The sequence below is a fragment of the Nonomuraea jabiensis genome (assembly GCF_014204795.1).
Lineage (GTDB): Bacteria > Actinomycetota > Actinomycetes > Streptosporangiales > Streptosporangiaceae > Nonomuraea > Nonomuraea jabiensis.
Map to the genome: position 1 here is coordinate 11,186,754 of NZ_JACHMB010000001.1, position 25,500 is coordinate 11,212,253.

At 72.2% G+C, this 25,500-nt stretch carries 23 protein-coding genes and 3 pseudogenes; 10 read left to right on the top strand and 16 right to left on the bottom strand.

Annotated features, from left to right (window positions below):
* Positions 1-240 precede the first annotated feature (240 nt).
* Both HD596_RS51160 and HD596_RS51165 read left to right on the top strand, forming a co-directional pair.
* Positions 241-1,251: a LacI family DNA-binding transcriptional regulator gene (locus tag HD596_RS51160; protein WP_313046728.1), complete on the top strand. Its 1,011-nt coding sequence runs from the start codon at positions 241-243 to the stop codon at positions 1,249-1,251.
* Complete coding sequence (locus HD596_RS51165; protein WP_313046730.1) at positions 1,248-1,700, top strand: NUDIX hydrolase; 453 nt, start codon at positions 1,248-1,250, stop codon at positions 1,698-1,700. Before HD596_RS51160 ends, HD596_RS51165 begins: the two co-directional genes overlap by 4 nt.
* On the opposite strand, the gene HD596_RS51170 is transcribed toward HD596_RS51165, so the two are convergent.
* A complete protein-coding gene (locus tag HD596_RS51170; RefSeq protein WP_185076650.1) occupies positions 1,697-2,158 on the bottom strand; it encodes a hypothetical protein in 462 nt (153 codons plus the stop codon). The genes HD596_RS51165 and HD596_RS51170 overlap by 4 nt on opposite strands.
* Before the next feature lie 39 nt (positions 2,159-2,197).
* Complete coding sequence (gene add, locus HD596_RS51175; protein ID WP_185076652.1) at positions 2,198-3,145, bottom strand: adenosine deaminase; 948 nt, start codon at positions 3,143-3,145, stop codon at positions 2,198-2,200.
* Positions 3,146-3,210: 65 nt separating this feature from the next.
* Here add and HD596_RS51180 point away from each other — a divergent pair, with 65 nt between their 5' ends.
* A complete protein-coding gene (locus HD596_RS51180; RefSeq protein ID WP_185076654.1) occupies positions 3,211-3,951 on the top strand; it encodes an alpha/beta fold hydrolase in 741 nt (246 codons plus the stop codon).
* Here HD596_RS51180 and HD596_RS51185 read toward each other — a convergent pair.
* The 4 genes and pseudogenes from HD596_RS51185 to HD596_RS51200 all read right to left on the bottom strand — a co-directional run bounded on the left by HD596_RS51185 (position 3,948) and on the right by HD596_RS51200 (position 8,605).
* Positions 3,948-4,706 (bottom strand): class I SAM-dependent methyltransferase, encoded by a 759-nt coding sequence (locus HD596_RS51185; protein WP_313046734.1) that lies wholly within the window; start codon positions 4,704-4,706, stop codon positions 3,948-3,950. The two genes, HD596_RS51180 and HD596_RS51185, sit on opposite strands and share 4 nt — an antisense overlap.
* Positions 4,707-4,792: 86 nt before the next feature.
* Positions 4,793-5,722 (bottom strand): annotated as a pseudogene (locus HD596_RS51190) (RNA polymerase sigma factor); the annotation flags it as partial.
* Between the two features lie 380 nt (positions 5,723-6,102).
* Entirely contained in the window at positions 6,103-7,533 is a 1,431-nt protein-coding gene (locus HD596_RS51195; protein ID WP_185076657.1) for a WS/DGAT/MGAT family O-acyltransferase, read from the bottom strand.
* A 25-nt stretch (positions 7,534-7,558) separates the two neighbouring features.
* A complete protein-coding gene (locus HD596_RS51200) occupies positions 7,559-8,605 on the bottom strand; it encodes a winged helix DNA-binding domain-containing protein (RefSeq protein ID WP_185076659.1) in 1,047 nt (348 codons plus the stop codon).
* A 9-nt stretch (positions 8,606-8,614) separates the two neighbouring features.
* Between HD596_RS51200 and HD596_RS51205 the strand changes: the two genes are divergently transcribed.
* Positions 8,615-9,793: a cysteine desulfurase-like protein gene (locus HD596_RS51205; RefSeq protein ID WP_185076661.1), complete on the top strand. Its 1,179-nt coding sequence runs from the start codon at positions 8,615-8,617 to the stop codon at positions 9,791-9,793.
* A gap of 59 nt (positions 9,794-9,852) precedes the next feature.
* Here HD596_RS51205 and HD596_RS51210 read toward each other — a convergent pair whose 3' ends face one another.
* The 3 genes and pseudogenes from HD596_RS51210 to HD596_RS51220 form a co-directional block, all read right to left on the bottom strand.
* Positions 9,853-10,173 carry a hypothetical protein gene (locus HD596_RS51210; protein WP_185076663.1) on the bottom strand — a complete coding sequence of 107 codons (321 nt, stop codon included), beginning with the start codon at positions 10,171-10,173 and terminating at the stop codon, positions 9,853-9,855.
* A gap of 90 nt (positions 10,174-10,263) precedes the next feature.
* Positions 10,264-10,980: an AfsR/SARP family transcriptional regulator gene (locus tag HD596_RS51215; RefSeq protein WP_185076665.1), complete on the bottom strand. Its 717-nt coding sequence runs from the start codon at positions 10,978-10,980 to the stop codon at positions 10,264-10,266.
* Between the two features lie 116 nt (positions 10,981-11,096).
* Positions 11,097-12,289: pseudogene (locus HD596_RS51220) on the bottom strand (RNA-guided endonuclease InsQ/TnpB family protein); the annotation flags it as partial.
* A 210-nt stretch (positions 12,290-12,499) separates the two neighbouring features.
* Here HD596_RS51220 and HD596_RS63140 point away from each other — a divergent pair.
* Positions 12,500-12,604, top strand: a pseudogene (locus HD596_RS63140) (hypothetical protein); the annotation flags it as partial.
* A 107-nt stretch (positions 12,605-12,711) separates the two neighbouring features.
* Entirely contained in the window at positions 12,712-13,860 is a 1,149-nt protein-coding gene (locus HD596_RS51225; protein ID WP_313046741.1) for a thiamine pyrophosphate-dependent enzyme, read from the top strand.
* Positions 13,861-13,891: 31 nt separating this feature from the next.
* Here HD596_RS51225 and HD596_RS51230 read toward each other — a convergent pair whose 3' ends face one another.
* The 3 genes from HD596_RS51230 to HD596_RS51240 all read right to left on the bottom strand — a co-directional run bounded on the left by HD596_RS51230 (position 13,892) and on the right by HD596_RS51240 (position 17,362).
* On the bottom strand, positions 13,892-14,449 hold the full coding sequence (locus HD596_RS51230; protein ID WP_185076669.1) for a hypothetical protein: 558 nt from the start codon (positions 14,447-14,449) through the stop codon (positions 13,892-13,894).
* Between the two features lie 432 nt (positions 14,450-14,881).
* The gene (locus HD596_RS51235) at positions 14,882-16,504 is read right to left on the bottom strand and encodes a SulP family inorganic anion transporter (protein ID WP_185079240.1); all 1,623 of its coding nucleotides are present in this window, start codon (positions 16,502-16,504) and stop codon (positions 14,882-14,884) included.
* Between the two features lie 234 nt (positions 16,505-16,738).
* Complete coding sequence (locus HD596_RS51240; protein WP_185076671.1) at positions 16,739-17,362, bottom strand: TetR family transcriptional regulator; 624 nt, start codon at positions 17,360-17,362, stop codon at positions 16,739-16,741.
* 68 nt (positions 17,363-17,430) lie between these two features.
* Here HD596_RS51240 and HD596_RS51245 point away from each other — a divergent pair, with 68 nt between their 5' ends.
* The 4 genes from HD596_RS51245 (at position 17,431) to HD596_RS51260 (ending at position 21,959) form a co-directional block, all read left to right on the top strand.
* On the top strand, positions 17,431-19,467 hold the full coding sequence (locus tag HD596_RS51245) for a HelD family protein (RefSeq protein WP_185076673.1): 2,037 nt from the start codon (positions 17,431-17,433) through the stop codon (positions 19,465-19,467).
* 87 nt (positions 19,468-19,554) lie between these two features.
* On the top strand, positions 19,555-19,860 hold the full coding sequence (locus HD596_RS51250; RefSeq protein ID WP_185076675.1) for a hypothetical protein: 306 nt from the start codon (positions 19,555-19,557) through the stop codon (positions 19,858-19,860).
* A gap of 417 nt (positions 19,861-20,277) precedes the next feature.
* Complete coding sequence (locus HD596_RS51255; RefSeq protein WP_185076677.1) at positions 20,278-20,925, top strand: PadR family transcriptional regulator; 648 nt, start codon at positions 20,278-20,280, stop codon at positions 20,923-20,925.
* Positions 20,926-21,101: 176 nt separating this feature from the next.
* Positions 21,102-21,959, top strand: coding sequence for an alpha/beta fold hydrolase (locus HD596_RS51260; protein ID WP_185076679.1), 858 nt, complete (start codon positions 21,102-21,104; stop codon positions 21,957-21,959).
* Positions 21,960-21,966: 7 nt separating this feature from the next.
* Here the strand turns inward: HD596_RS51260 and HD596_RS51265 are convergent, their stop codons facing one another.
* The 4 genes from HD596_RS51265 to HD596_RS51280 are packed head-to-tail and all read right to left on the bottom strand — an operon-like array spanning position 21,967 to position 25,485.
* Positions 21,967-23,181 carry an ABC transporter permease gene (locus HD596_RS51265; RefSeq protein WP_185076681.1) on the bottom strand — a complete coding sequence of 405 codons (1,215 nt, stop codon included), beginning with the start codon at positions 23,179-23,181 and terminating at the stop codon, positions 21,967-21,969.
* A complete protein-coding gene (locus HD596_RS51270) occupies positions 23,178-23,906 on the bottom strand; it encodes an ABC transporter ATP-binding protein (RefSeq protein WP_313046746.1) in 729 nt (242 codons plus the stop codon). The genes HD596_RS51265 and HD596_RS51270 overlap by 4 nt, the downstream gene beginning before the upstream one ends.
* The gene (locus HD596_RS51275) at positions 23,903-24,961 is read right to left on the bottom strand and encodes an efflux RND transporter periplasmic adaptor subunit (protein ID WP_185076683.1); all 1,059 of its coding nucleotides are present in this window, start codon (positions 24,959-24,961) and stop codon (positions 23,903-23,905) included. The genes HD596_RS51270 and HD596_RS51275 overlap by 4 nt, the downstream gene beginning before the upstream one ends.
* Complete coding sequence (locus tag HD596_RS51280) at positions 24,958-25,485, bottom strand: hypothetical protein (protein WP_185076685.1); 528 nt, start codon at positions 25,483-25,485, stop codon at positions 24,958-24,960. The genes HD596_RS51275 and HD596_RS51280 overlap by 4 nt, the downstream gene beginning before the upstream one ends.
* Positions 25,486-25,500 lie beyond the last annotated feature (15 nt).

Consider the following 25,500-nt stretch of genomic DNA (forward strand, 5'->3'; position numbering starts at 1 on the left):
GGCCCCAGGGGCGGTGGAGCATCCCGGCGTCCGACCACCCGCCCGACCCGGTTCATACGCCCCTTGTCGTCGGAAAGTTTCTGGCACACTTTCCGAAAGATTACCGTGACATTGCCGAAGGGTTACGGTAGGCTCGGGCGCGCAGCGATGTCAACAGCGCCGATCGGGTAGCAGTCTGCTCCAGGTCAGCAGGCAACCTGCGGCTTTGAGGTTTTCCGAAAGTTGCAACGCGGAGGTCCTGTGGCTCGAGCAACGCTGGCGGACGTCGCCGCCGCCGCCGGAGTGTCCGTGCCGACGGTCTCCAAGGTCCTGAGCGGCAAGAAACACGTCTCCGCCGCCACCAGGGACAAGGTGCTCGAAGCGGTCCGGGCCTTCGGCTACGAGGCCCCGCGCCCGCCGAGCACTCCCCGGGCCGGTCTCGTCGACCTGCTCATAGACGGGCTCGGCTCCCCGTGGGCCCAGGTGCTCATCAGGGGCGCCGAGCAGGCGGCCGCGCGGTGGGGTTTCTCGCTCGTGGTGACCTCGTCCGCGCGGGCCGACTTCGACCTGCGGCGCTGGATCGGGATCGTGCGCAAGCGCAGCACCGACGGCATCGTGCTGGTGCTGTCGCGGGCCAACCAGGAGGAGATCTCGGCCATCGAGGAGCTCCTGCACGTGCCGCTGGTGCTGCTCGACCCGGTGGGCAAGCGCGATCCGCGCGTCTCCACCGTCGGCGCCACCAACTGGTCCGGCGGCGTCATGGCCACGACCCACCTGCTGGAGCTGGGGCACACCAGGATCGGCTTCATCGGCGGGCCGCTCGAGACGCAGTGCACGCTCGACCGGTACGAGGGCTACCTGGCGGCGCACCGTACGTTCGGGATCGACCCCGATCCCGGGCTGACCCGCTACGGCGACTTCCTGATCTCCGGCGGCAGGGAGTTCGGGGCCGAGCTCCTCGACCGACCCGACCGGCCCACCGCCATCTTCGCCGGCTCCGACCTCCAGGCGGCCGGCGTCTACCAGGCGGCCACCGAGCGCGGGATCCGGGTGCCGGCCCAGCTGTCGGTGGTCGGCTTCGACGACTCCACGTGGTGCGAGATGATGTCGCCGCCGCTCACGACGGTCCGCCAGCCGCTCGACGACATGGCCAACGAGGCGGTCCGCCTCATCTCGGAGGAGCTGACCCATCCGAGGGGGCCGGTCGGGACGCGCATAGAGCTGGCCACCAGCCTCGTCGTCCGCAGCAGCACCGCCGGTCCCGCCTCGTGATCATCACCCGGGAGCTGCGCGTGGCCGCGTACGCGATCTGCGTCGACGACGGCCGCATCCTGCTCGCGCGCTGGGTCGGCCCCTCCGGCGAGCGGCACTGGACGCTCCCCGGCGGCGGCATCGAGCACGCCGAGGACCCGGTGGACGCCGCGATCCGCGAGGTGGCGGAGGAGACCGGCTACACGGTGGCGATCGAGGCCCTGCTGGGCATGAGCACCCTGCACTGCCGCTACCCCCGGGGCGAGGGCCGCGAGGCGGACTTCCACGGCCTGCGCATCGTCTACGAGGGCCGCATCACCGGCGGCACCCTGCGCCACGAGGTCGGCGGCAGCACCGACCGGGCCGCGTGGGTGCCTCTCGGCGAGGTGGCCGGCCTCGAACGGGCCGAGGTGGTGGACATCGGCCTGGAGCTCCACCGCGTACGTCCCCGCAACGGCCGGGTGGACTAACCGGACAGGGCGAGGGCGCCGCAGAGCAGGAGGAACAGCGCCACGCTCAGCCCGCGCTGCCGCCGGGAGGCGCCCGGCGCGGTCACCAGGGCGGCGAACGGGTAGGCCAGCACGGTGCTCAGCACGCCGAACAGGCCCACGGGGCCGGCGCTGAGCTCCCAGAGCGGCACGAGGAACAGCGGGGCCACGAGCGCGACGTGCCACGCCGGCCGGACGCGCAGGAGGCCGAGCAGCGGCCAGGCCAGCACCGGCACCAGCCAGCGCCCCATCTCCCACGCCTCGGCGAACGGCCCGAGGCATCCGAAGTGCCCGCATCGGGAGGGGTCCGCCAGCGCCGATCCGAGCAGTGCCCATCCGAAATGCAGGAACGGCAGAAAGGCGCCGACCACCCCCGCGACGACCACTCGCTCGGGCAGCCGCTGAGCCACGGACGGCGTGCCGGGCTTCGACAAGTCCATGCCGACAGCCTCTCACGCGACCGCGCGGCCGCCCATGTGTCACCCGGCGGCGAGCCAGGCGTCCACCTCCGCCCGCAGCCGCGTCTTGACGGGCTGCGGCGCGAACGACGCGTCGATCGAGGCCCGGGCCAGGTCGGCCAGGTCCGCGTCGCCGTACCCGAACACGTCCCGCAGCCTGGCGTACTCGTCGGCCAGGGCCGTCTCCCCGTCGGTGTTGACCGTGACCGCCAGCCCGGCCTCCCTCAGCAGGGGCAGCGGGTGCTCGGGCAGGGAGGGGACGAACCCGAGCAGCACGTTGGAGGTGGGGCAGACCTCCAGCGGGATCCCGCGCTCGCGCACCTCGGCCACCAGCTCGGCGTCGTCCAGCACCCGGATGCCGTGCCCGAGGCGCTCGGCGTGCCCCAGGGAGAGCGCCTCGCGGATGCTGGCGGCCCCGGCGGCCTCGCCCGCGTGGTGGACCAGGCGCAGCCCCGCGTCCCTGGCCGTGTCGAGCACCTCCGCGAACGGCGCCAGCGGGTAGCTCTCGTCGCCGGCCAGCCCCATGCCGATCACCCGGTCGTACCGGCCGGCCAGCTTGAACGTGCGCCACAGCCGCTCCACCGGCCGCCGCCTGGAGTGGTCGAGCAGCACGTTGTACTCGATCCCGTAGCGGGACGAGCCCTCCTCCAGCCCCTCGAGCACCGCCTCCAGCGGCATCTCCGGATCCCCCACCCGCTCCCCGTGGGAGGCGGCGGTGAAGGTCACCTCGACGTAGCGGGTGCCCTGGGCGGCCTCGTCCTCGCAGAACTCCACCGCGATCCGCCGGAAGTGCTCAGGGGTGCGCAAAAGCTCCCGAACCCGCGCCCGCTCGTCGCCGAACTCCCTGAAGCTCGCGAACAGCTCGCTGCGCTCGGGCGTCCCGCCCAGGTCGCGCACGGTCGCGGGCCGTACGGTGCTCTCCAGGTGAACGTGCAGGTGGGCCTTGGGCAACGTCCGTACGTCTCTCACTCCCCACACCCTAAAGGAGGGCCGAGAACGTATGCAGCCCGGTATTCGCGGCGTACGGTCGGGGAATGACCCTTGTGCTGGTTCACGGCGTCCCTGAGACCGCCGCCGTCTGGGACCCCCTCCGCGCGGCCCTGAGCCGCCAGGACGTGCGGGCGCTCCGGATGCCCGGCTTCGGCTGCCCCCGGCCGGACGGGTTCTCCGCCACGAAGGAGGAGTACGTGGCGTGGCTGGCCGGCGAGCTGGAGGCGATGGCGGGCGACGAGATCGACCTGGTCGGCCACGACTGGGGCGGCGGCCTGGTGGTGCGCCTGGTCAGCACCCGCCCCGACCTCGTACGCACGTGGGCCACGGACGCCGCCGGCCTCGGCCACCCCGCCTTCGAGTGGCACGACCTGGCCAGGCTCTGGCAGACGCCCGGGGCCGGCGAGGAGTTCTTCGAGCAGTTGCTGGCCACGCCCCTGGAGGAGCGGGCCAAGGGGTTCGAGGGCTTCGGCGTGCCGTTCGAGCACGCCCTGGAGATCGCGGCCGGCGTCGACCAGGTCATGGCCGCCGGCATCCTGGCCCTCTACCGGTCGGCCGTGCGGGTGGGAGAGGAGTGGTCGCCCGCGTTCGCGGACATCCCCGCGCCCGGCCTGGTGATCGTTCCCGAGGGCGACGCGTTCCTGGTGCGGAGCGTGGCGGAGGAGAGCGCGGCCAGGGCGGGCGCCACCGTGGCCGAGCTGCCGGGGCTCGGCCACTGGTGGCTGCTCCAGGATCCGGCGGCCGGCGCGGCCACGCTGGAGGAGTTCTGGGACTCGGCCCGCTAACCCTTGGTGATGCGGATCTTCGACTGCTTGTGCGGGCCGCGCTCCCAGTCGTCCATGAACGTGGCCCGCAGCCCGTACCCGGCGGCCAGCGCCACCAGCGTCTCGGTGCGGTAGTAGAAGTCCTCCCGCAGCACGTGGTGCTCCTTGCCCTCGGTGCGGTCGAAGGTGAAGTCGAACCAGGCGGCCGGCTTCATGACCCGCCCCACGTGGGCGAAGCACTCCTCGATGACGTGCAGCGGCGAGTGCGAGAACACGCTGTGCGCGTGGACGACGTCGAAGTGCTCGCCGGGCAGGAAGGCCAAGCGCAGGTCGCGGACGGGCGTGAGGTAGGGCACCTTGTGGTTGAGCCCGTGCCCGACGATCGTGTTCTGGGCCGCCATGAGGATGTCGGGCGAGATGTCGATGCCGTAGTAGTTCCCGGTGTGCAGGTAGTCGATGAACAGCCGCCCGGCGCGCAGGTTGCCGCACCCGATCTCCAGCATCCGGTGGTCCGGCTTGAGCCCGTGCTCCACCAGATAGTCGAACTGCATGCGCCCCAGCGCCAGCCACCGTCTGTGCGTGTGCGAGCCGACCGCGCCCTCGGGGTCGCGAGCGGTGTCGGACTTCATGACGGCCCGGTAGTAGGCGACGTGATCACGCGTGCGCAGCCGGAACCAGGTGTCGCGGGCCAGCCGCCGCAGGTGCGGCGCGATCCGGTCCGGGTTCTTGGCGGCGTAGGCGAGTTGGTGGACGAGGCTCGATCGGGCGCGTTTCACGCTGGGAATCTAGGACAGCCCGCCTGCCCCCACGGGTCCGTGGCGACAGTCTTGGGCCTCCGTTTGCGCAGCCTTTCAGTCGCGGGTCAGCTCAGGTAGTCGCGCAGCGCCAGGGACCGGGACGGGTGGCGGAGCTTGGACATCGTCTTGGCCTCGATCTGCCGGATGCGCTCGCGGGTGACGCCGTAGATGCGGCCGATCTCGTCGAGGGTCATCGGCTTGCCGTCGTTGAGGCCGTAGCGCATGCTGATCACGCCCGCTTCGCGCTCGGAGAGCTGGTCGAGCAGGGCGTGCAGCTGCTGCTGGAGCAGCGTGAACGAGACCGCGTCGGCCGGGGAGACGGCCTCGGTGTCCTCGATGAGGTCGCCGAACTCGCTGTCGCCCTCCTCGCCCAGCGGCGTGCTCAGGGAGATCGGCTCGCGGCCGTAGCCCTGGACCTCGATGACGCGGTCGACCTCGAGCTCGCACTCCTTGGCCAGCTCCTCGGGCGTGGGCTCGCGGCCGAGGTCGGTCTGCAGGCGGCGCTCCATGCGCGCGACCTTGTTGATCAGCTCGACCATGTGCACAGGGATGCGGATCGTCCGGGCCTGGTCGGCCATGGCCCGGGTGATGGCCTGCTTGATCCACCACGTCGCGTAGGTGGAGAACTTGTAGCCCAGCCGGTAGTCGAACTTCTCGATCGTCCGGATCAGGCCCAGGTTGCCCTCCTGGATGAGGTCGAGGAAGAGCATGCCACGGCCGGTGTAGCGCTTGGCGATGGAGACCACCAGGCGCAGATTGGCCTCCAGCATGCGCCGCTTGGCGATCTCGCCGTCCTCGGCGATCCACTCCAGATCGGCGCGCAGATCGGCGGACATGCACGGCTCGGTCTCGAGCCGCTCCTGCGCGAACAGCCCGGCCTCGATGCGCTTGGCCAGGTCGATCTCCTGCTCGGCGGTGAGCAGCGGCACGCGGCCGATCTCCTTCAGATAAGCCTTGACCGAGTCGGCGCCGACGGCCGCGCCACCGCCGGCGACGTTGTCGTCGAGTTCGAGAACCTCTGCTGCTTCGGACAAAACACACTCCTCGCTCGCTTTGGACACACGACGCTGAAACGTGGGGACCTATGACATCGGGGCTGAAACCATCGGCACCTCGGGTCTGAGGGAACGGCGAAATCGGGAGACCTGGCAGGCCGCCTCCTTCCAAGCTACCCAACCGCGCCCGCGAGTGGCCCCAGCCGGCCGCCGACCGGCGGGCGTGTCAGCGCGTCAGGGACTCCACGTACGTGGCGGCCTCCGTCAGCAGGCCGCGCCAGACCTCCTCGTCCGGCGTGCGGACCCGCTGCTCCTTGGAGGCTCCCTTCCTCGCCGCTCCCAAGGTCCCACACGGCACCGACAGTTCCGGCCTGCGGGGGCTAGTGCGGCAGGGTCGCTTCCGCCTGGAGCAGCTCGTCGAGGGCGGCGCGCAGGTCGGCGGCCAGTTCCCAGGCGTCCGGCACCATCTTTCTGTCGGTGACGACCCCGATGTCGAGGGAGCCGTCGTAGGAGAAGGCGGTGATGTTCACGCCGCCGCTCACGTCCGTGATCACCGACACCGGGTAGTGGGTCAGCAGCCGCGCGCCGCACACGTACAGGGGGAACTGCGGTCCGGGCACGTTCGAGACGGCCACGTTGATCGGCGGCGCGGTCTGCCCGACGAGCGAGAAGGCCGAGCGGGCGGCCAGGCCCATGAGCGCGGCCGGCATCGACTCGCTGAACTCGCGCAGCCAGCGCGCGGGCGACAGGGAGAAGCGGTCCTTGATCCGCTGCATGGCGTGCCGCACGTGGTAAAGCCGGGCGACGGGATCCTCGACGTGCACGGCCAGCGGCGCCGTCATGATCGCCACCTGGTTGCCGGGGCCCTCCACCCCGGCCGCGCGCAGCGAGAACGGCACCCCCGCCACCAGCGGCTGGTGCGGGACGCCGCCGTGCGCGGCCAGCCACGCGCGCAGCGCGCCCGCGCACACCGCCATGACCACGTCGTTGACGGTGACCCCGAACGCCTTGCGCACCCGCTTGACCTCCTCCAGCGGCAGCGACACGAACGCGAAGCGCCGGTGCGCCGACACGGGGCCGCTGAACGGCGTCCGCGGCGCGGGCAGCGCCGGCAGCTCGGGAGCCTGCCCGGCCCCGGCCAGCCGCCGGGCGAGCGAGGAGACGACGTGGCTGCCCGGAATCCAGGACACGACGGGGATCTCGTCCAGGTGCGGGACGGCCCTGGCGGCGAAGCGCAGAGCGAGCGCCGGGTTGCCGGCCAGCCTCGCCAGCCCGCGCGCCACCATCTCCGCGGCCCCGGGAGGCGGGGCGTCCCGCGAGGGCTCCTCGGCGGGCGGCGGCGCGGGCGTGGGGCTGATGTCCAGGAGAGCGGCCAGGACGTCGGCGCCTCCGATCCCGTCCACGGCCGCGTGGTGGATCTTGGTGTAGAGGCCCATCCGCCCGCCGTACAGCCCGTGGATCAGGTAGATCTCCCACAGCGGCCGGCCGCGGTCCAGCCGCCGGGCGTGCAGCCGCGAGACCTGGTCGGCGAGCTGCCGGTCGTCGCCCGGCGGCGGCAGGCCGATCTCGCGTACGTGGTAGTCGAGGTCGAGGTCGTCCTCCTGCATCCAGTACGGGTGGTCCAGCCCGAACGGCACGGGGGCCAGCTTGCGCCGCAGCGCGGGCACGTACGGCAGCCGCCGCTCGAGCAGGGCCTGGAGGTCGGCGCGGTTGAGGTCGCCGTCGAGGATGGCCAGGCCGGCGATGTTGGCGATGTTCGTCGCGGTCTCGAAATGGAGGAACTGCGCGTCCAGGGCGGTCAGCTGGGCCATAGGTGACACCTCCGCCCTGAACCAATCAGACTCCGTCGGTCACTTCAAGGGACGGGACCGCGTCGGGCTCGGCGAAGGCCAGCAACCGCAGCCCCTCCTCCTCCAGCACGTCGAGAGAGGTCGAGGTGAACGGGCTGATGAGGAGCGTGGCCTTCTTCGCGGTGCGCTTGATCTGCCACGTCCCGGCCGCGAAGCCGTCCACCAGATAGACCGCCTTCACCCGGAGGTTCTTGGTGGCCACCCGGCCCTTGAACTCGTCGGCCAGCACGCGGGTGCGGTCCGCGTGGCCCAGGACCAGCGTGTCGAAGTCGGGCAGGAACCGTACGGGGGCGGGCACGTCACCGCCGGGCCGCGGCGCGCCGGGCAGGTCGTACAGCTCCCTTCCCGCGAAATCCGTGAGCCTTTCCAGCTCCATGCCGGACATGACGCGCTTGAGGCCCCCCAGCCCGGACCAGGCCTGCACGTCGGCAGGGGTCGCCGGGCCGAACGCGGCGAGGTAGCGCTCGATCAGCGCCTCCACGCCGGCGGGCTCCAGGGCGAAGCCGGGCAGCGCGAACGCGGACTCGCGCGGGAAGCTCCACCGGTCCTCCGTCGGCACCATGATCAACGGGGTGAGCATGCGTACGGCGTATCCGAGCGCCCGGTCGTACGCGCCGGGGAACTCCTCCTGCAGCCTGGGCCGCAACTCGTTGAAGGTCATGGGCCCGGCGGCCAGCAGCCGGTCGGCGGCGGCCACGACCGCGTCGAAGTCGACCCCGTCGAAGCGGCGCGCGGCGGCGGCCAGCACGGGCCGCACCACCGGGCGGAACGCGGCGAAGTCGGCGGCGGTCACCAGGTGCAGCGTGGCCCGCCACATCGTGGCCCGCACCAGCGTGCGGGCGTGCAGCGCAGCGTGCAGGTCGTCCCGCGCGAACCCCGCCAGCCGGGACCACACCCCCAGGTACGGCGGCCGCGGCTCCTGCGCCTGCAGGCCGACCAGCCGGTGTACGACGTCGGCCACGTCACCCTCGTACCGGCCGAGAAGGTGCTGGCGGGCCAGAGTGGCCCGGTTGAGGTCTCTGAGGGGGAGCATTTACCTATCATGCCTTTTCCTATTGATTCGGTACGTTCCTCCTATCCCGCGCTGGCAGACGGCTTCGCCTACCTCGACGGCGCGGCCGGCACCCAGACCCCGCAGCCGGTGATAGACGCCATCTCCGCCGCCTACCGGGCCGGGATCGGCAACGTCGGCGGCGCCTTCCCCGCCAGCGACCGCTCCGGCGCCATCGTGGCGGCCTGCCGCGCCGCCGTGGCCGACCTGGTCGGCGGCCATCCGGACGGCGTGGTGCTCGGCCCGAACATGACCACGCTGACCTACCGCCTGGCCAGGGCCATCGCGGGGCCGGGCGACGAGGTCGTGGTCTCCAGGCTGGACCACGACGCGAACGTCCGGCCCTGGACCCAGACCGGCGCCACCGTACGCTGGGCCGAGGTGGACCCCGTCACCGGCGAGCTGCCGGTGGAGCAGTACGCGGACCTGATCGGCGAACGCACCAGGCTGGTCGCGGTGACGGCGGCCAGCAACATCCTCGGCACCCGTCCCAACGTGGCCGCCATCGCCGAGCTGGCGCACCGGGCGGGGGCGCTCGTGTACGTGGACGGCGTGCACGCCACCCCGCACGGCCCGGTGGACATGCGCGCCCTGGGCGCCGACTTCTACGCCACGAGCGCGTACAAGTGGTCGGGCCCGCACATCGGCGCGGTCGTGGCGGACCCGGCGCTGCTGGAGACGCTGCGGCCGGACAAGCTGGCCTCCTCCCCCGACACGGTGCCGGAGCGGTTCGAGACGGGGACGGCGGCCTTCGCCGACCTGGCCGGGGTGGCGGCGGCCGTGGACCACCTGGCCGCCATGGTCCCGGGCACGGGCACCCGCCGCGAGCGCCTGCTGGCCTCGATGAGCGCGGCGGAGGAGCACGAGCTGGCGCTGTTCGCGGTGCTGATCGAGGGGCTGGAGACGATGGCGCACGTCACGGTGTACGGCAAACCGGCCAGGCGCACCGCCACCGCCTACTTCAACGTGGCCGGGCACACCCCGCGCCAGGTGGCCGAGCACCTGGCCGGGCTCGGCGTGAACGTCTGGAACGGCCACAACTACGCCTGGGAGCTGACCGGCGCGCTCGGCATCCGCGACTCCGGCGGGGCGGTGCGGGCGGGCCTGGTCCACTACAACGACCGCTCCGACGTGGACCGCCTGCTGGAGGGGGTGGCCCGCCTGGGCTGAAAAAGGGGTGGACCCCACCCCGCGGGCGCGGGTGGGGTCCAGCTCAGTGGCCGAAGGCGCTAGCAGCTGTGGTAACCCGAGTTGTAACCGTCGGCGAATCCCCTCTGGTAGGCGCCGCCGCCGGAGTACTTCATCGTGTACGGCTGCTTCTTCTTGCAGTCGTCCCGGCCGTCGGCGTAGCCGGCCGAGCGGCCCATGTTGTACTGCTGCTTCTTGGCCTTCCTCTTCTCGGGTGGCTTGCTCGTGACGTGGGTGCTCGTCTGCGCGCTCGTCGCGGAGGTCTCCGCGAGAGCCTGAGCCGTCGGGGTCGTCAGGGGTCCGAGCGTGACAGCGGTGAGAAGCGCTGGACCAGCCAGAATCAGGCTTTTCTTGATGCGCATTTCCGGTCTCCCTTCTGTCACCACCCAGCGTGGAGGGGGCCGTGTCACGGCGCCGTGATGTCGGCGTGACCCAAGCGTGACCGGGATCGCTCAGCGGCCGCGCAGGCTGGCGACCAGCTCCCGCAACCTGGCGGTCGGCTCGATGCCGAGCTCGGCCCGCAGGCTCTCCGCGTAGAGCCGGAAATGGCGGATCGCCTCGGCCTGGTTGCCCTCCGCGAGATGGGCCTCGATGAGCGCGGCGCACGCGCTCTCCCGCAGCGGGTCGGCGTGCGCGGCCACGCTCGCGGCCGCCACCGCCTCGGCGAACCGCCGCTGCCTGACGAAGATCGCCGACAGGGCCTCCAGGGCGTGCAGCCGCAGCTGGTGCCATTCGTCCGCGGCGGCCAGCACCCATTCCTCGTACCAGCCGGGCAGCAGGCCGTTGGCCAGCACCTCGACGGACCCCGCGCAGACCGTGGCCTCCTCGGGCTGGACGGTGGGGTCGATGAGGCGCTGCGCCAGCGCCCGGGCGTCGTCGAAGTCCACCCCGGTGTCCGGGGCCAGCCCGATCTCGGTCGTCCCGACGTGCAGCAGCGCCCGTCCGACCCCGTCGAGGCGTTTCAGCGCGGAGCGCAGGTTGGCGTGCGCGCGCCGCTCCGGCGCGTCGGGCCAGAGGGTGGTCGCCATCACGTTCCTGTGCACCGTCCTGCGGCTGATGGCGATGTACGCGAGCAGCCGCTCGGAGCCGTTGGAGACGGCGACCTGCTCGTCGCCGGCCAGCAGCCGGAAGCCGCCCAGCAGCGCGAGACGGAAAGGTCGCTCCACCATGCCCCCGGTCCTCTCCTGGTGCGAGATCAGTCCGGGGAGCCGCTGGTTAGATACCCGCTGGCGGGTCCTGGACACCGGATTGACCTCCTCCCCCTCGTAAACGAGGGGATCCCAACCGTCGCCGGTCGGCCTTCCTGCTTCACCGCCGGTCGCCCGCCCGAGAGGACTCTCGTTGAGGTCTTACACCAGCTCCACAGGCGTTTCAGCTCTCCGCCAGCCCGGCGGCGAGCACATTCTTCGCAGCGTTGACGTCCCGGTCGTGGACCGCGCCGCAGCCACAGGTCCATTCCCGGATAGTCAGCGGCATCGCTTCCTGCAGGGTCCCGCAGGCCGAGCACAGCTTGGAGGAGGGGAACCAGCGGTCCACCGCCACCAGCGTGCGCCCGTACCAGGCGGCCTTGTACTCCAGCATCATCCGCAACTCGCGCCAGGCCGCATCCGAGATGGCGCGGGCCAGCGAGCGGTTCTTGACCAGGTTGCGGACCGTCAGGTCCTCCACGGCGATCACTTGGTTCTCGCGAACAAGCCGTGTGGTCACCTTGTGCAGATGGTCCCGTCGCCGATCGGCGATCCGGGCATACACCTTGCCCACGCGCAGCCGGGCCCTGGCCCGGTTGCTCGATCCCTTCTCCTTACGGGCGAGCGACCGCTGAGCCCGGGCCAGCTTGCGCCGGTCGGCACGCTCGTGACCCGGGTTGACGATCTTCTCACCGGTCGAGAGCGTGGCCAGCGCCGTGACGCCCGCGTCCACGCCCACCGACGCCTCGATGGGCGGCAACGGCGCAATCTTCTCCTCGAGGAGGATGGACACGAACCACCGCCCGGCCGCATCCCGGGAAACGGTGACCGTGGACGGCTCGCCCCCCTCGGGCAGCGGACGCGACCACACGATGTCCAACGGCGCGTCCATCTTCGCCAGAAAGAGCCGGCCCTGACGCCAGCGAAACGCCGAACGGGTGTACTCCGCCGACGCCCGTGCCTTCTTCCTGCTCTTGAACGTCGGATACTTGGCCCTGCGCGCGAAGAAGTTCGCGAACGCCGCCTGCAGGTGGCGCAGCGCCTGCTGCAACGGCACCGACGACACCTCGCCCAGGAACGCCAGCTCGGGTGTCTTCTTCCACGCCGTCAACGCGGCGGAGGACTCCACATAGGAGACCCGCCTGCCTTCCAGCGTGTAGGCGCGGGTCCGCTCCTCCAATGCCTTGTTGTAGACCAGGCGCACGCAGCCGAACGTCCGGCCAAGCTCATCGGCCTGCTCGGGGGTCGGATAGAAGCGGTACTTGTAGGCCCGCTTCACCAGCTGCGCCACACCTCACATTTTTGCAGGAAGACCAGCCAAGTACTGCTCGATTGTCGTAGACAGCGGTCCGCCTGGCGGCGAATCGCCTGCTCCTGCCCTACTCCGCAGAAGTCCGATTCCTCCCCGCCTGAAGGCGGGGGTCTCCTCGGAGGTAACCGATGAACGGCGACCTTTGGGTGCTTTCACGGACGAAGTCGCTCAGGAAAGAAGGCGTGTCCCATGTCCCCGCAGGCCGACGCGGCCCGGCTCATCGTGCAGGCCCTGGAGGCGGAAGGCGTCGAATACGTCTTCGGCATCCCCTGCGAGGAGAACATCCACTTCGTCGACGCGCTCCAGGACTCCTCCATCCGCTACGTCCTCGTACGGCACGAGCAGGGCGGCGCCCCGGCGCCGTCTACCTCGCCATCCCCGAGGACGTCGAGTCGGCGCCGGTGCCCGCCGACCTGCGGCCGCTCCCCGTCAACGTGGTACGCCCCCAGGACCCCTCCCCCGCGCAGATCGCCCGCGCGGCCGACGTGCTGGCCACCGCGCGCCGGCCGATCGTGCTGGCCGGGCACGGAGCCTCGCGCGCCAGGGCCTCTCAGGCGCTGATCCGCTTCTCGGAGCGGCTCGGGCTGCCGGTGGCGACCACCTTCAACGGCAAGGGCGTCTTCCCCGACGACCACCGGCACGCGCTGGGAGCGGTGGGGTTCATGCGGCACGACTACGTGAACTTCGGGTTCGACGAGGCGGACGTGCTGATCAGCGTGGGGTACGAGCTGCAGGAGTTCGACCCCGTCAAGATCAACCCGCATCGCGACAAGAAGATCATCCACATTCACCAGTTCCCCGCCGAGGTGGACGACCACTATCCGGTTGCGGTCGGCATCCAGGGGGACGTCTCGCGGTCGCTGCACGCGCTCGCGGACGCCGTACACCGGCGCTTCGAGATCAACGGCACCGGCGAGAAGATCCGCCGCATGGTGCGGGAGGAGCTGGAGCAGGGGCGTACGGAGGACGGGTTCCCGCTGTCGCCGCGCCGGATCGTGGCCGACGTCCGCGCGGCGATGGGGCGCGAGGACATCGTGCTGGCGGACACGGGCGCGGTGAAGATGTGGATGGCCCGCATGTATCCGACGTACGAGCCGAACACGATGCTGGTCTCCAACGGGCTGTCGTCCATGGGCTTCTCGGTGCCGGGGGCGCTGGCGGGCAAGCTGGCCTTCCCCCGCCGCCGGGTGCTGGCGGCGACGGGTGACGGGGCGTTCCTGATGAACTCGCAGGAGCTGGAGACCGCCGTGCGGGAGCGGATCCCGTTCGTGGTGCTGGTGTGGGAGGACGGCGCGTACGGGCTGATCGAGTGGAAGATGGACCTGGAGCTGGGGCGCGACTCCAACGTCAGGTTCGGCAACCCCGACTTCGTCAAGTACGCGGAGAGCTTCGGGGCGCGCGGCTACCGGATCACCCACGCGGACGAACTGCTGCCGACGCTGCGCAAGGCGCTGGCGGACGACGTGGTGTCGGTGATCGCGGTGCCGGTCGACTACTCGGCGAACCTGGAGCTGACCGACAAGCTCGGCGACCTCACCGGCCCCTTCTGAACGGGCTTCACCGGCTCCTCCTGAGCGGGGTTCACAGGCTCAGCACGACGATGCCGACGCCGAGCAGGAGGTCGAGGACCATGCAGAACTCCGCCATCGACCGCGCCACGACCTGCTTGGCCCGCCACACGAGCAGGTCCTGCACGCCGTGGGCGATCAGCGCCCCCGCGACCAGAAAGCCGCCGGCCTGGGGTGACAGGGTCAGTGCCAGCAGTGCCGCCCCGCCGCAGACCAGCATGGCCGGGACCTGCGCCGCCGTCAGCGGCGGCCGGCGCAACAGCCCGCCGACCAGGCCGAGCACGATGAGGGAGGCCGCGCCGCCGATCAGGGCGGGCCAGGCATCGATCCCGAGCTCGTCCAGCACCACCCACGCCACGGTGCTGATGACGAACAGGGCCCAGACGGTGCCGGGCTTGCCGAGGACCGCCGCGCCGAGGTAGATGAGCGCTGCCAGGAAGACGACGAACCCCAGGCTGCGGCCGTCCTCGAAGTCCAGGAGGGTGAGGACGGCGAAGCCCAGCCCGAGCAGGGTGGGCCAGCGATGCGCGACTGCCGGGAGCGCGCGGGGAGGTTCGGAAGTCCGTGTCATGAGGCGAGTGTCATCGGTGGGGCGGTGGGGGTACAGGGCTCGCGCGCCGCAGGTCCGAAATCTTGGTGCGCCGGTCCCCATCCATGGCACCGGCCCCTCCCCACCGCACTTCGGCCGAGGTCCCTCGGAGGAGACGCGAGGCAGGGCACCCCTCCAGCGACGGCCACGCGACGCGACCCGGCGGGCCCCGCACCGAGCGGGCGGCGCAACGAACGGGCGCGGCGCGGCACCGGCGGGCGGCGCAACCAGCGGACGGCGCGGCACCGCCAACCGGCGCAACCAGTGGGCTGCGCGCGATCAGCGGCGCGGCACCGCTGACCGGCGTCGCGTAAGTCAACGGACGGCACCACGGTCGGCGGTGGCCCGAATCTCCCGACCGTCTGGAGGGTGAGGTGCCTCCCCCGGTGGGTTGGGGGAGGCAGGTGGGAGGGGTCAGCCGGCCAGGTGGGGGAGGACGCCCGTGTGGTGGAGATGGTCGCGGGCCGCCGCGATGGCCTCGTCGGTGGTGGCGAACACCTGGCCCGCCTCGTCCAGCCGGGCGAGCACCCCGAGCGCCTCCAGCGGCTGGTGGTGGCCGTCCGGGATGCCCGAGACGTATACCATGATGCCCCGCCCTTCGAGCCGTTCGATCGCGTCGCCCAGGACCAGCGCGCCGCTGGCGTCGATGGTGGTGACGCGGGACATGCGCAGCACCACCACGGACACGTCCGTCACCTCCGACAGCTCCATCAGGAAGCGGTGGGCCGCGGCGAAGAACAGCGGCCCGGCCAGGCGGTAGGTGACGATGTGCTCGGCGAGCAGCGCGTGCTCGTCCTCGGTGTGATGGGGCTGCAGGTCGTGGCGGAGCGGCTCGGCGTCGAGGCGGGCGTTGCGCGCCATGGCGCGCAGGGCGAGCGCCCCCGCCACCACCAGGCCGAGGATGACCGCGACCACCGTGTTGAGCGTCAGGGTGGCGACGGCCGTCAGCACCAGGACCACGGCGTCGGCCCGGGTGGACCTGAACATGGCCTTGACGGCGTCGGTGTCGACCATGCGCACCGACGTGGCCAGCAGAACCCCGGCCAGCGCGGCCAGCGGGATCCGGGCGACGAGCCCGGCGGCGGAGTAGACGATCGCGGCCAGGACGCCCGCGTGGGCCAGCGCCGCGAGCCGGGACTGGGCGCCGGAGCGGACGTTGACCGCGGTGCGGACGATGGCGCCCGTGCCGGGCATGCCGCCGAACAGCGGGGTGACGAGGTTGGCCACGCCCTGCCCGAACAGCTCCCTGTCGGGGTCGTGGCGGCGTCCGGTGGTCATGCTGTCGGCGACGTTGGCCGACAGCAGCGACTCCAGCGCGGCCAGGGCGGCCACCGCGACGGCCGGGGCGACCAGGGACGGCAGCGCGCCCGGATCCAGGAACCCCAGCGACGGCGCGGGCAGCCCGGCGGGCAGGTCGCCGATCCTGGCCAGCGGCAGCGCGGCCACCTCGGCGGCGACGGTGGCGATGGCCACGGCGGGCAGCGCGAACGGCAGGCTCGGCCGTACGCGTGCGGCCACCAGCACCACCGCGGCCACGGCCACCGCCACGGAGGTGGCCCACCAGTGCGGGTGGGCGAGGAAGTCGATGACGGCGTGCCAGGCCACGATCATGACCTTGTGGCTGTTTTCCGGCGGGACGCCGAGTGCCTGGGGCACCTGTTGCAGGCCGATCACGCAGGCGATGCCGACGGTGAACCCTGCCACGACCGGAGCGGGGACCACGGCCATGTAGCGCCCGGCGCCGGTCAGCCCCAGGGCGACCAGCAGCAGCCCGGCCAGCACGCCGACCGTGAGCACGCCGGTGGGGCCGTGGGCGTCGACGATCGGCATGAGCATCACCGTCATGGCGCCGCTCGTGCCCGAGACCTGCAGGTCGGAGCCGCCGAGCAGGGCCGCCAGCGCCCCGGCGACGACGGCCGTGGCCAGCCCGGACGCGGCGCCGAGCCCTGAGGAGACGCCGAACCCGAGTGCCAGCGGCAGCGCGACGACCGCCACCGTGAGCCCGGCGAGCAGGTCCTGGCGGGGGCGGCGGCACATGGCCGCCAGCGACTCGCGTTCCGGCAGCACGGCGCGCAGCCGCCCCCAGGCCAGGGTCAGCCCGCCGGTCACGAGCTGTTACCTTCCGGTCCGGAAATGTAACCGTCTTGGTGCGCGAAAGGTCCTCTCACCATCACTCCTTACGAGTAAAGAGCGCCCCGCAATGCACCAAATTGCACATTTTTGCAATTGGTCAAGAGGCTCAACGTAACAAGTACACCCCTTGCCACCTGCCTAAACGGTCTGTTCGCGAGGCGTGAACACGGGCAGAAGCGAGAAAGCTCGCTCAGCCGCCCGGATCGCCTCCCGCTCCACCTCGGCCATCGGCCGGCCTTCGGCCAGCATCGCCCAGTTGCGCCGGGCGAGCACCCGCTGCGCGGCCAGCACCTGCCCGGCGACCAGTCCGGCGGTCAGCTCGTCGGTGATCTCCCCGAGCGCCTCGGCCAGGGCCTCCTCGTCGTGCGCCATGTGCTGGAACAGCCGCGCCACCAGGCTCGGCGTCGAGAACACCATCCGGTGGTACGCCACCACCTCCGGATGGTCGTTGAGCCCGGTGACCGGGTCGCGCCGGGCGAGCCCGTCGAGGAAGTGGCGGCGCAGCGCCTCCAGCGGCCGCTCCCCCGGCTCCCGCCCCCGTACGACGCGGGCGGCCTCGCCCTGATGGTCGGCGATCCGGTGCAGCACGAGGTCTTCCTTGGTCGGGAAGTACTTGAACAGCGTCGGCTTGGACACCCCCGCCGCCGCCGCGATCTCCGTCACGGGCACCTCGTCGAAGCCGCGCTCGAGGAAGAGCGAGATGGCCGCCGTCGAGATGGCCTCGTGGACCCGCTGCCGCTGGAGCTCCCGTAGTCCCGTCATGACGCCCAGCCTACCAAAGTGTTAACCTGGTCAAGTTCTTAACCGAGTTAACGTTTTTGGGGGACGCGATGGGCACGCTCGACGAGGAGAGGCAGTACGTCGAACGCTGCAAGGCCGGGCTGCGCAGGATGCTCGAAGGCGCGCGCGACAACGTGATCATCGGAGAGACCGTGGCCGGCGACCGCTACAGCGCCGAGCGGCTGGGCCGCCACCTCAAGAGCCTGGCCAAGGAGCTGAGCGAGGAGCCCGAGGGCCCGCCGTTCTTCGGCCGGCTGGACTTCGGTACGGGCTCGGCGGAGCATCGCGGACGCGCGTACCACATCGGCCGGCGGCACATCACCGGCGAGCACGGGGGGCCGCCCGTGGTGATCGACTGGCGCGCGCCGGTCTCGCGGGCCTTCTACCGGGCCAGCGCCCGCGACCCCCAGGGCGTCGCGCTACGCCGCCGCTTCGGCTGGTCGGGCACGACGCTGACGAGCTTCGAGGACGAACGGCTCGAACGGGGCGAGGAAGGCGAGTCGCGCATCCTGGCCGCCGAGATCGAGCGCCCCCGCGTCGGCCCCATGCGCGACATCGTGGCCACCATCCAGCCCGAGCAGGACGACCTCGTACGCGCCGAGCTGGACACCTCGATCTGCGTCCAGGGCGCGCCGGGCACCGGCAAGACGGCGGTCGGCCTGCACCGGGCCGCCTACCTGCTGTACGCGCACCGGCAGCGGCTCGAACGCTCCGGCGTCCTCGTCCTCGGCCCGAACCGGGCCTTCCTCGGCTACATCTCGGCCGTGCTGCCCGCGCTCGGCGAGGTGGACGTCGAGCAGACCACCCTGGAGCGTCTGCTGGCCTCCGCCCCCGTGACCGCCGTCGACAGCGAGGCCGCCGCGATGGTCAAGCACGACGTGCGGATGGCGGAGGTGCTGCGCAGGGCGCTGTACCGGCGGATCGCGAAGCCGGTCGAGCCGGTGGCGGTGGCGGACGGCTCGTACCGGTGGCGGGTGCCCGAGGAGGAGCTGCGCCGCATCGTGGACGACACGCGCCGCGAATCCCTGCCGTACGGAGTGGGCCGCGAGCGGGTGCGGGCCCGGATGGTCGCCGCGATCCAGCGCCAGGCCGAGGCGCGCGGGCAGACGGCCGGCGCGGCCTGGACCCGCAAGATCTCCCGCGCCGTCACCCCGTTCCTGGACGCCGTCTGGCCCGCCGTCAAACCCGAGGAGGTCCTGTACGAGGTCCTGCGCGGCCCGGCAAAGGCCCCCGGGGAAGGCGCGGCGGCGGGAGGCTCCCGGGACGGCGCGACGGTGGATGGAAAGCGGGACGGCGCGTTGACCGAGGCGGAGTGGGAGGCGATCAGCTGGGCCAAGCCGCCCCGCAGCGTCAAGAGCGCCAAGTGGACGGCGGCCGACCTCGTCCTGCTCGACGAGATCGCCGCCCTCATCGAGCGCCCGCGCGGCTACGGCCACGTCATCGTGGACGAGGCCCAGGACCTGTCCCCCATGGAGTGCAGGGCCGTGGCCAGGCGCAGCGAGCACGGCTCGCTCACCGTGCTCGGCGACCTGGCCCAGGGCACCACGCCGTGGGCGGCCTCCTCCTGGCCGGAGCGCATGGCGCTGCTGGGCAAGCCGGACGGCCAGGTCATCGCCCTGACCACCGGCTTCAGGGTCCCGGCGGCCGTGGTGGAGCTGGCCAACACGCTGCTGGCGGCGCTCGGCACGCAGGTGCCCGCGACGCGCTCGTACCGCTCCGACGGCCGCCTGCGCGTCACCCGCGTGACCGGGCTGGAGAAGGGCGTGGTGGCGGCGGCGCGCGAGGCGATGGCGTTCGAGGGGTCGATCGGGGTGATCGCGGCGGACGCCGACGTCGAGGCGCTCACGTCCGCGCTCCGGGACGAGGGCATGGACGCCGACGAACGCCTCACCGTGCTGCCCGCCTCGCTGGCCAAGGGCCTGGAGTACGACCACGTGATCCTGGCCGAGCCCGCCGCCATCGCCGAAGCCGAGCGGCGCGGCCTGAACCGCCTGTACGTCGCCCTCACCCGGGCCGTCTCCCGGCTGGACGTCGTACACGCCAGGCCCCTTCCGCCCCAGCTTTCTCATCCCGCAGAAGCCGCCTGAAATCGGTAGATGTCCTGGTTCGTTCGGCTCGACAGGACTGGCCCCGCCGGTGTGTGATGTGGTTCACGTCTCGAGAGGAGCCCGCAAGTGACCTCTTCGCAGGACCCGCCCCAGGGCGACGATCCCAACACCCAGTGGTCGCAGCCGCCGCCGTATCCGCAGCCTCCTTACAAGCAGCCGCCGAGCAACCAGGTCCTGTCGATCATCGGGTTCGTCTGCGCGGTGGTGGCCGTGCTGTTCATCCCGATCCTGTTCGGCCTGGCCGGCATCGTGCTGGGCGTCGTCGGCCACACGCGGGGCGAGCCGCTGGGCAAGTGGGCCGCCATCGCCGCCGGCGTCGGGATGATCATCGGCATGGCCCTCGGCGTCATCCTCGTGAGCAGCATGTCCTGACCCGAGCCGCCCCGGGCGTCACCGACTCCGTCTGACGTGACCCCCTCCCGGGGCGGCGCCGTCTCCCCACCCGTTTTCGCGCGCACCCGCCGTCCACCGGCGAACCGCCCTCCCGAAGCGCCCGGCACCGCCTCCGCACGCAGGACGTGCGCCGCACAGCGGGCCGCCCTCTCGACGCGCCACGCCGCCCAGGCATCGGACTCAGCGACCCGACGCTCCACGCCGCCCAGACACCGGCCCTAGCGCCCCCGACGCGCCACGCCGGCCAGGCACCGGGCCCAGCGCCCCGACGCGTCCCTCCCGGCGCCCATGCGGGACTTCTCCGATCGTGAAATGCGCAGCAACTCCCCATTGCGCAACGAATACTCGCCGACGTATGCTCGCTTACGAGTAACCGTCGACGAGGAGATGATGGGGATGCCCAAGCGGCGCAGGGTCGGGAACCTGCTGGCTCTGGCCGTGCTGACGGTGGCCGGGCAGCGGCCGATGCACCCGTACGAGATGGCCTCGGTGCTACGGGCGCGCGGCAAGGACCAGGACATGCCGATCAAGTGGGGATCCCTCTACACCGTCGTCCGCAACCTGGAGAAGCACGGCCTGATCGAGGCCGTGGAGAGCGGCAGGCAGGGCGCCCGCCCCGAGCGGACCGTCTACCGCGTCACCGAGGCCGGCCGGGAGGAGGCCGACGACTGGACGCGCGAGCTGCTGTCCACGCCCGTGCGGGAGCCGTCGTCGTTCGAGGCGGGGCTGTCGGTGCTGGCCGGGCTCGGCCCGGACGAGGTGGTGCCGCTGCTGCGGCAGCGCCTGGAGCTGCTGGAGCAGCAGCTCCAGGACGCGCGCCAGGCGCTGGAGCGGGACCGGGAGGAGGTGCCCAGGCTGTTTCTCCTCGAGTCCGAGTACGCGCTGGCGATGCGGGAGGCCGAGACGGGCTGGGTGCGCGCGCTGCTGGCCGAGCTGGCCTCCGGCACGTTCCCCGACCTGGACGGATGGCGGGCCTTCCACCGGACCGGCGACCTGCCCCCCGAGGTGGCGGACATCGCGGAGAGGGGCAGCACAGCGGATTGACCCCGGCGACCGGCGAGGAGCCGGGTGGCCGATCGCAAGATCCGGCGGCGGTGCGGGAACACCGCCGCCGGGAGATCTTCGTACCGAAATGCCCGCGAAGCGGGACCCCGGACACGAGATGGCACTCGTCACAATAGCCGGGCTCCCCTTCACGGACCGAACCATGGGGAGCCATCATGACCACGACCACTCTCGACGCCGTGACGTCGAAGGACGGCACCACGATCAGCTACCGCCGGCTCGGCCGCGGCCCCGCGCTGGTGCTCCTGCACGGAGTCATGCAGAGCGGCCACAGCAACATCGAGCTGGCCCAGGCCCTCGCCGACGAGTTCACCTGCTACGTGCCCGACCGCCGCGGCCGGGGCCGCAGCGGCCCGTACGGTGCGGACTACTGCCTGGCTCGCGAGGTCGAGGATCTCGACGCGCTGCTCACCGCGACCGGGGCGGACCGCGTCGTCGGCGTGAGCTCGGGTGCCATCGTCACGCTGCGCACCGCGCTCGTACGGCCCGACCTGCGCAAGGCCGTCATCTTCGAGCCGCCGCTGGACACCGAGGGCTTCTACCCGGCCGGCTGGCTGGAGCGCTTCGACCGGGAGCTCGCGGCCGGCCGGGTCCCGGCGGCGCTGGTCACCGGGATGAGGGCGGCGCGGCTGGGGCCGCAGTTCTTCAACGTCATGCCGCGGGCGGTGCTGGAGCTGCTCACGGGCATGATGCTGAAAAGTCAGGACAAGGCGGCGGTCGACGGGGAGCCGACGTTCCGGGAGCTGGCCCCGACGCTGCACTACGACGGGCAGGTGGTGGCGGAGACGGCCGGCAGCCTGGACGTCTACCGGTCGATCGGGGCCGAGGTGCTCCTGCTCGGCGGCACCCGGAGCCCCGCCCACCTGAAGTCCGTGCTCACCGGGCTGGAGCACGTCCTGCCCCATGCCCGCCGCGTGGACCTGAAGGGCCTCGACCACAGCGCCACCTGCAACGCCGACCAGCGCGGCCGCCCCGAGCAGGTCGCGGCCGCGATCCGCGGCTTCCTCTCCTAGCGGGTCCTCAGGTGGTGGCCAGGGCGACCGTGGGCGACAGACGGGCGGCCCGCATGGCGGGGTAGAGCCCGGCCAGCGTCCCGATCAGGAGGGTGGCCCCGACCGCCCCGCCCAGCGCCCACGGCGGGACCACCGGCGGCCAGTCCCGCGACAGGGCGTAGCCCGTGGTCGCCAGGGCGCCCAGGACCGCGCCCGCCACGCCGCCCAGGGTGGACAGCAGCAGCGACTCGGCCAGGAACTGGACGCGCACCTGACCGCGGGTGGCGCCGAGCGAGCGGCGCAGGCCGATCTCCTTGCGCCGCTCCAGCACGGAGATGACCATGGTGTTGGCCACCCCGACCCCGCCCACGAGCAGGGCCACCGCGCCGAGCCCGAGCAGCAGGTTGGTGAAGGCGCCCGCGGCGGCGGCCTTGGCGGCCAGGGCGTCCGACGGCCTGCTGACGGTGACCTCCTCCGGGTTCTCGGGGTTGACGGTGCGGGGCAGCACCTGGCGCACCGACTCCACCGCCTCGTCCGAGGAGCGCTCGTAGATGGTGGTGGGGTAACCGTCGAAGCCCAGCAGCTCCCCCGCCGCGGGGAAGCCGACCAGGGCCGAGCGTTCGATCTCCGGAGCCAGCGGCATCGGCCCGAGGATCCCGATGACCGTGAACCAGCGGCCGCCCATCCACACCTGTACGCCGGTCCTGGCCAGGCCGAGCCGTTCGGCGGCCTGCGCGCCGAGCACGACGGCCGGCTGGCGGGCGGTGGCGTCGTTGAGCCAGGCGCCCTTGGCCACCGAGCCCTCCAGAGTGGCCAGGAGGGTGGTGCTGGCCGCCTGGACGGCGATGCCGCCGGTGACGGATTCGGGGATGTGGTTGTTGCGGCGTACGGTGGCCTCCACGCCGCCCGTCGCCGCGGCCGTCCGGACCGGGCGGATGCGCTGGACCATGGCCAGCGCCCCGGTCGGCAGCCTGGCCTCCTCCCCGAACATGGTCTGCCCCGGAGCCACCGTGAGGAGGTTGGTGCCGAGCCTGTCGAGCTGGCGCAGGAGCTGCTCGCGGGAGGAGGACGAGATCCCGATCACGGCGATCATCGTCGCGATGCCGATGGCGATGCCGAGGGCCGACAGGATCACCCTCGTCGGGCGGGCACGCAGCCCGGCGGCCCCGACGCGCAGCACGTCCCCCGGGCTGAGCCGGCCGGGCGCGAGCCGCGCCCCGGCCCGGTGGTGGTGGTCGGTCAACGCCCGGCTCCTCTCAGCAGCTCCACGGGGCTCAGGTGGTCGTGCTCGTGGCCGTCGACGACGAGGCCGTCGCGCAGGCGTACCTGGCGGGAGCACCAGCCGGCGATCTCGGCGTCGTGGGTGATGATGGCGACGGTCGTGCCGGCCTCGTGCAGGTCCGCCAGGACGGCCAGCACGTCGGCGCCCGCGCGGGAGTCGAGGTTGCCCGTCGGCTCGTCGGCCAGGACCAGCGGCGGGTCGCCCGCCACGGCCCGGGCGACGGCCACCCGCTGCTGCTCGCCGCCGGACAGCTGCGACGGCCGGTGCCGGAGCCGGTGGCCGAGCCCGACGCGTTCCAGCGCGGCGGCGGCGCGTTCGCGGCGGGCGCGGCGGCCCGTGCCGGTGTAGAGCAGGCCGTCGGCCACGTTGTCGAGCGCGCTGACGCCGGGCGAGAGGTGGAACTGCTGGAAGACGAACCCCAGGGTGCGCGAGCGCAGCCCGGACAGCTCCCGGTCCGACAGGGTCGCGACGTCGTGGCCGGCGACGCGCACGGTGCCGGAGGTGGGGCGGTCGAGGGTGCCGATCATGTGGAGCATGGTGGACTTTCCCGATCCGGACGGGCCGACGATGGCCAGCAGATCGCCCCGGTCGATGGTCAGGTCCACGCCGCGCAGGGCGTGCACGTCTCCGGCGTACGTCTTGGTCACCCCGCGCAGCTCGACGATGCAGTTCACTGGGCTGTTCACTGGACTGGCACCCCGACCTTCATGCCCTCGGCCAGCCCCGAGCCCTTGACCTCGACCAGGCCGCCGCCGAACGCCCCGGTCTCGACCGCCACGATCCGGCTGGCCGCGCCCTCCACCACCTCGACCCCGAAGCCGCCCTCGCGCAGCGCCAGCAGTGCCTCGACGGGCACCGCCAGCACGTTCGCGTGCCGCGCGCTGGCCATCTCCACCTCGACCGGCGCCTGGTCCAGCTTCGTCCGCGGCGGCTTGGCGAGGGTGATGTCCACGTCGATGGTGGTGGTCGCGTCCCTTTCCGAGCCCGAGGACTCCGCGACCGTCCCGACCGACGTGATCCGCCCGGCGGCCCGCTCGCCGCCGGGGAGCGTGACCGTGACCTTGGCGCCCTTGCGGGCCAGCGACTGGTCGCCGGTGTCCAGGTCCACGTGTACGAGGCGGCGGATGCCGCTCACCGTGAGCGCCTGCTGTCCCGGGGCGGTCCTGGCGCCGACCTCGGCCTTGGCGTCGGTCACGCGTACGGCGGCGGGCTGGAACACGACCTGGGCCGCGTCCACCCGCCCGCTCTCCGCCAGCCCCCTGTCGTCCTGCCAGTCCTTGACCGCCTGCTCGGTGGCGTAGCTGAAGTGGTCGTCCACGGTGAGATAGTCGCCGTACCCGAGCGCCTTGAGGTTGCGCTCCAGCTGCTCGACGTCCGGCCCGTCGGACACGCCGCGCTGCAGGGTCCGGTACAGCGGCAGGCTGCCGTACATGAGAACGAGCGGCCTGCGGTCCACCTTGAGCAGCGGGCGGCCGCGGCGGACCACCGCGCCCTGGGCGGCCACCCACGTCACGGTGCCGGAGGCGCCCGAGGCGATCCGGCGCTCGCCGGCGTAGGTGAGGGCGCCGTCCACGGTCTTGGTCTCCACCAGGTCCTGCCGGGTGATGTCCGCGGTGGCGGGGACCGGCGGCCTGGCGGGCGTGGCGGCGCCGGGGACGCCGTCGTTCATGACGGCCACCGCGGTCCACGTCGCGGCGACGGCCAGAACGGTGCCGCCGCTCAGCAGGATCCCCTTCCTCATGACGGTTCCCCTGGCTTCTTGCCGCCGCCGGGCGCGTACTGCTCGCAGGCCTTGTGCGCGGCCTCGATCTTCTGCCGCGAGCCGTTCCTGATCTCGAAGCGCATGCCCTCGCCGGGCTTGGGGTCGGGCATGTCGACGCCGTGCTGGCGCATGCACTGCGCGAACTTGACCATCTGGTCGTAGTCCTGCTGGCTGGGCGTGTGGTCGCGGACGACGGCGTCCATGATGGGCTGGCAGGCCTTCTGCGCCTTGTCCAGCTTTTCGCGGCTCATGCCCCGGGGGGCCTCTACTTTGATCTGGCCGTTCTGCGGGTCGGGCACGTCGATGCCGTGCTCGCGCATGCACTGCGCGAATTTCAGCTGGGCCTCCTGCGGGTCCAGCGACGCCGACGGGGAGGCCGTGGGCCCGGCGGACGAGGTGCCGCCGCCGGCGCTGACCACGCCGTCGTCCTTGGGCGCCGCGCCGCCGCACGCGGCCAGCGCCAGCGTGAGGGGGACGGCGGCCAGCAACAGCCGTACGTTCATGACGTTCGCTCCTTC

What these genes read in the sequence shown, in the direction of transcription:
- HD596_RS51170 (WP_185076650.1), bottom strand. Translation starts at nt 2,158, where the DNA reads ATGGACTTGTCGAAGCCCGGCACGCCGTCCGTGGCTCAGCGGCTGCCC.
- HD596_RS51180 (WP_185076654.1), top strand. Translation starts at nt 3,211, where the DNA reads ATGACCCTTGTGCTGGTTCACGGCGTCCCTGAGACCGCCGCCGTCTGG.
- HD596_RS51195 (WP_185076657.1), bottom strand. Translation starts at nt 7,533, where the DNA reads ATGGCCCAGCTGACCGCCCTGGACGCGCAGTTCCTCCATTTCGAGACC.
- HD596_RS51200 (WP_185076659.1), bottom strand. Translation starts at nt 8,605, where the DNA reads ATGCTCCCCCTCAGAGACCTCAACCGGGCCACTCTGGCCCGCCAGCAC.
- HD596_RS51205 (WP_185076661.1), top strand. Translation starts at nt 8,615, where the DNA reads ATGCCTTTTCCTATTGATTCGGTACGTTCCTCCTATCCCGCGCTGGCA.
- HD596_RS51210 (WP_185076663.1), bottom strand. Translation starts at nt 10,173, where the DNA reads ATGCGCATCAAGAAAAGCCTGATTCTGGCTGGTCCAGCGCTTCTCACC.
- HD596_RS51215 (WP_185076665.1), bottom strand. Translation starts at nt 10,980, where the DNA reads ATGGTGGAGCGACCTTTCCGTCTCGCGCTGCTGGGCGGCTTCCGGCTG.
- HD596_RS51230 (WP_185076669.1), bottom strand. Translation starts at nt 14,449, where the DNA reads ATGACACGGACTTCCGAACCTCCCCGCGCGCTCCCGGCAGTCGCGCAT.
- HD596_RS51235 (WP_185079240.1), bottom strand. Translation starts at nt 16,504, where the DNA reads ATGTGCCGCCGCCCCCGCCAGGACCTGCTCGCCGGGCTCACGGTGGCG.
- HD596_RS51240 (WP_185076671.1), bottom strand. Translation starts at nt 17,362, where the DNA reads ATGACGGGACTACGGGAGCTCCAGCGGCAGCGGGTCCACGAGGCCATC.
- HD596_RS51245 (WP_185076673.1), top strand. Translation starts at nt 17,431, where the DNA reads ATGGGCACGCTCGACGAGGAGAGGCAGTACGTCGAACGCTGCAAGGCC.
- HD596_RS51255 (WP_185076677.1), top strand. Translation starts at nt 20,278, where the DNA reads ATGCCCAAGCGGCGCAGGGTCGGGAACCTGCTGGCTCTGGCCGTGCTG.
- HD596_RS51260 (WP_185076679.1), top strand. Translation starts at nt 21,102, where the DNA reads ATGACCACGACCACTCTCGACGCCGTGACGTCGAAGGACGGCACCACG.
- HD596_RS51275 (WP_185076683.1), bottom strand. Translation starts at nt 24,961, where the DNA reads ATGAGGAAGGGGATCCTGCTGAGCGGCGGCACCGTTCTGGCCGTCGCC.
- HD596_RS51280 (WP_185076685.1), bottom strand. Translation starts at nt 25,485, where the DNA reads ATGAACGTACGGCTGTTGCTGGCCGCCGTCCCCCTCACGCTGGCGCTG.